The 3,812-nt window shown below is 60.7% G+C and carries 3 protein-coding genes; all 3 read right to left on the reverse strand.

Annotated features, from left to right (window positions below):
• Window positions 1–658, reverse strand: a 658-nt coding sequence (locus OQK_RS24000; protein ID WP_016774653.1) for a GNAT family N-acetyltransferase, incomplete at its 3' end; no start/stop codon positions are given.
• Window positions 627–1,937, reverse strand: coding sequence for a phenylacetate--CoA ligase family protein (locus OQK_RS24005; protein ID WP_016774654.1), 1,311 nt, complete (start codon window positions 1,935–1,937; stop codon window positions 627–629). The genes OQK_RS24000 and OQK_RS24005, both read right to left, overlap by 32 nt.
• A gap of 43 nt (window positions 1,938–1,980) precedes the next feature.
• The coding region (locus OQK_RS24010; protein ID WP_016774655.1) for an acyl-CoA reductase at window positions 1,981–3,812 on the reverse strand (1,832 nt) is incomplete at its 5' end.

Below are 3,812 nucleotides of genomic sequence, written 5' to 3' on the forward strand. Positions count from 1 at the left end.
GTTCGAGTTTTTCCACGAGCATTTCATGGCGATTGCCGTGTTGTTGAACCTGAACCGAGGGCCCGCGCCAGCATGCTGCACTGGGAGAACAGCCAAACGCCGCCGTCATACGCTCCATGAACGCACGGTAGCGGGTTGGCCACGGCTGCTCCGGCAGCGGACGCTGATAGCCGTCTATGGCGCGGACACCCAAGACGATCGACTCCGGTGTTTTGCCGCCAAAGGGTGAGCGGACATAGTCCGGCAACAGCCCGGTGTTATGAAAACCGAGACTGATAGCCATGCGTTGGGTATAGGGGTGGTGGGTGACCTGTTTGATCGAAACGCTGCGACAACCCAACGCCTGTGCATGAGTCAGCAGTTGCGCGCCCAGGCGCGTGGCAATGTTCTTTCCGCGGGTATCGGGATGTACGACGCTCAAGGCCAGTTCGGCATCGTGCGAGCTTTCGCTCTGCCGATACAAAGTGGCATGGCCAAGAATCCGTTCACCCTCGACCGCAACCAGTGAGTGCCAGCGCTTGGCTGCGTGGTTCTGATTGATCAGGCAGGGCAGGTAGACGTCGCTTTGCACGTAATGATCGCCATAGACCTCGCGAAACAGCTGGCTGACTGCCGTGGCGTCGGTGTCACGGTAATTGCGCAGGATCAACGCTTCCATCACGCACCTCCCTGTCATGTCGGTCGTAGCAGCGTAAATCGACGATCCGCAGGCTTTTCCCTGCGCGAGGATGGCGCGCAAGGTCCTCGAAGCGGCAGCTCTGTATACGCAGCTGCAATAACCCGGCGCCTCGCAGTTGTGGTATCTGCGGATACAGTTCGATCAAGCGGGCCTCGAGTCTGTCCTCGATGCGGGTCGATCCTTCGTTGACTACGTATTTCACTGTCAATAGATCCCCGCCGTCGTCGTGTTCGATCAATAACTGCCAATCGTTGCTGCCAGTGATGCTCCGTACGCTTTCGCTGATTTCATCGGTCATCAGCGACAGAATGCCGACCCGCACACGCTGGCTGCTGCCGCTGCGCCCGCGCAGGGCGAATTTGCGTTGCGCAGTGCCCGACGGTTCGCGCCAGCACGCGAGATCTCCGACGGGATAGCGGATCAGCGGCATCAAGCGGCGATGCAGATTGGTCAATACAAGCAGACCGGTTTGATCGCAGGCCTCGATCGTTGCGCCGCTGTGCTGATCGACAATCTCCAGCAGTACGTGGCCGTCAGGTGTGCGATGTTCTCCTTCGATGCAGTCACGATGACTGGCACCGATAAATCCGCCATCGACACTGGCGTAGCCGATCGAGGCAATGCGCGCGTTGGGCAGCACTTGCTCAAGAAGCTGGCGTTGTGAGGCAAACAGACTCTCCCCGCCATAAAGCACGGTATCAACCAAGGGCAGCGCAAGGCCGCGGTGTTGGAGCCAACTGGCGAAGGTCAAAAGTTGCGCAGGCAAGCCAGCCAACACGTTGATCCGGTGTTGCACGATGGCATCGGCCAGCATTGGCGGGTCGATTTCGCCGGTAAACGGAAACTCGGTAATAGCCGTTTCCACATGGGCCAGTGAATCGTGGATAAACAGGAAACTGGCATAGAGGTCGCCAGCGAAGAACAGATTGGCGACACGGTCGCCGGAGCTGAATTGCTCGCTCAGACTGCGACCGAAAGCTTCCACTGTGCGTTGCCATTCCGTGCGGGCATATACGGAGAGCCTGCCGCCGCCGGTTGAGCCACCAGTCTTGAAGACCAAGGCGTGGGCAATCGGGGCAGTCAGAACCGGCCATTGCGCCAGATCCGCGCTGTCTTTCCAGAAGTCTGCCGGATCAAGTAGTGGCAGTTCGCGCAGCGAGCTTATTGCCTCGGGAATATCGGCGAGGCTGTTCCTGTAGTAGGGCGAATGCTTGCGGGCAAAACCCGTCAATTCGCTAATCGGGTCGGTTGTTTTCACGGTGTGTTCTTCTTGATTCGAATGGGCCAGCTCACGGCAAGCGTCAGCGGCGGGAGTCAATGACCAGCGGCGTCTTGCCGCTGTGTTTGTTTTGAACGAAGTGCTCGGGCGGGCATTGTTCGATCTGCAGCACCAGCAATCCGCTGTCGACCACGGTCATCAGGGTCAGGTAATCGGCGAGACGGTGTTTAGCGATGTCGGCCGCAAGTTCACAGTGCAGTTGCATGCGCTCGACGCCGTCAGCGCTGTGGTCCAGCTGCAACTGAAACGGCACTTGCAGCCGCGACGCCAATTCGCTCAGGGAGATGAAGTCAGTGCCGATGCGCAACAGCTTGCCGTGGCGCTGCAACAGCTCGAAGCGTGGCGACGTCAGTCCGCAGGCGCAGACGCCCGGCAGCCAGCGCCCGGTGTCGCCAATCTCATAACGCTGCACGCGCTGGCCACCTTCACGGGCGAGCGAGGTCACCAGCAGCCGACCCACCTGATCGCCGATCACCGGCACATCCTCATCGAACGCGACGACTTCCAGGTGCTGGATCGCGTTCATCAGATGGAAAACCCCATCCGCCGAAGCCTTGCAGGCATGGCCTAGCGGGCCGGCATCGACGCTGCCGTAAATCGCCGAGCGAATGCTCGACACGCCACAACTGCGCAGCAATGCACGGTTCTGCTCGCTCAGGTGCTCGCCACCCAGAAAGACTTTTTCGACCCCGCCATAAGCACGCAGACGCTCCTGTTCATTGAGAAACAGACGATGCAGGGTGGCGGGCATACCGACCAGCACGTTGACCCGTTGGTCGATGATCAGTTGGGCAATCTCCCGATAATCGTCATCAGCAGGGGCGGCCATGGGCAGGTGCGTCACCTCGAGCAATTCCAGCGCTTTGCTGAAACTTAGAAAACCGCCGTACAGCCCGCCACAGAAGAACAGGTTCATGACCCGATCCCGCGCCGGATCAAGACCAGCGGCGAACAGACCGTCAGCGGTTGCGCGCATCTGTCGATCGAAATCGCGATAGCTGTAGCCGGCCAGAGCAGGGGTGCCGCTGCTGCCTCCGGAGCGGAAATACAACTGCGCCTGATCGTTGATGGGCTGGGCGACGAAGGCCTCTTTGTTCATGATCGCAGCGCACGACTTCGCCGCGAGTAGCGGTAAATCGAGACTGGCCTGATTCGGCAGTTGCGTGGCCGCCAGACTCACCGATACCCGCAGACTCAAGCGTTGCAGCGCATAGACGCCGTCATGGGGTTCGCCTGCGTAACCGTCGTGAATGCTGCCGATCGGTGCGATACGCGTGACCCCGGCGGCGATCAACGCATGGGTAAGCTCGGCAATGCGCGGTTGCGCACACATCAGCGCGCAGCTTTGCAGGACGTTGCGCCACGGCAGCAGGGTGGCGGTCAGCAGCGCTTGCGGCAGCGGGTGCAGCAGTACGCTGCGAAACAGCGGTGAAGGCGCGAGTTGCCGATCATGGCTCCAGATCACCCGCCAGCCCGGGCCGCTCCACACTTGCCCGGTGTGTCCGGCGAAACTCTGGCCGAGGCGGGCCATCTGCGTGTGCGTGGTAATTTGCGAGGCTTCCTGGATTGTCGGTACCAGGACCGGCCATTGCGTGGCGCGTCGTTGCAGGGCCTGCGCCAGGCGTTCACCGATATCGCGCAAAACCTGCGGATCGTCGCTGTCCACCAGCAGCCATTGCGGGCTGGAGCAGGCCTGCTGATTCAGTCGGCAGACTTCGTCGGCGACGGCATCAAGCGCCTCCGGCGTAGACGATTCCGGGGTGAGATAGACGAAGCTGATGCGGTGCCCCCAATCGATCCAGCGACACCCCGGCACCAACTGTTGCCGAATCGCTTGCAGGGCCGCTTCGCCAC

The organism is Pseudomonas sp. R62 (assembly GCF_000257605.1).
GTDB lineage: Bacteria > Pseudomonadota > Gammaproteobacteria > Pseudomonadales > Pseudomonadaceae > Aquipseudomonas > Aquipseudomonas atacamensis.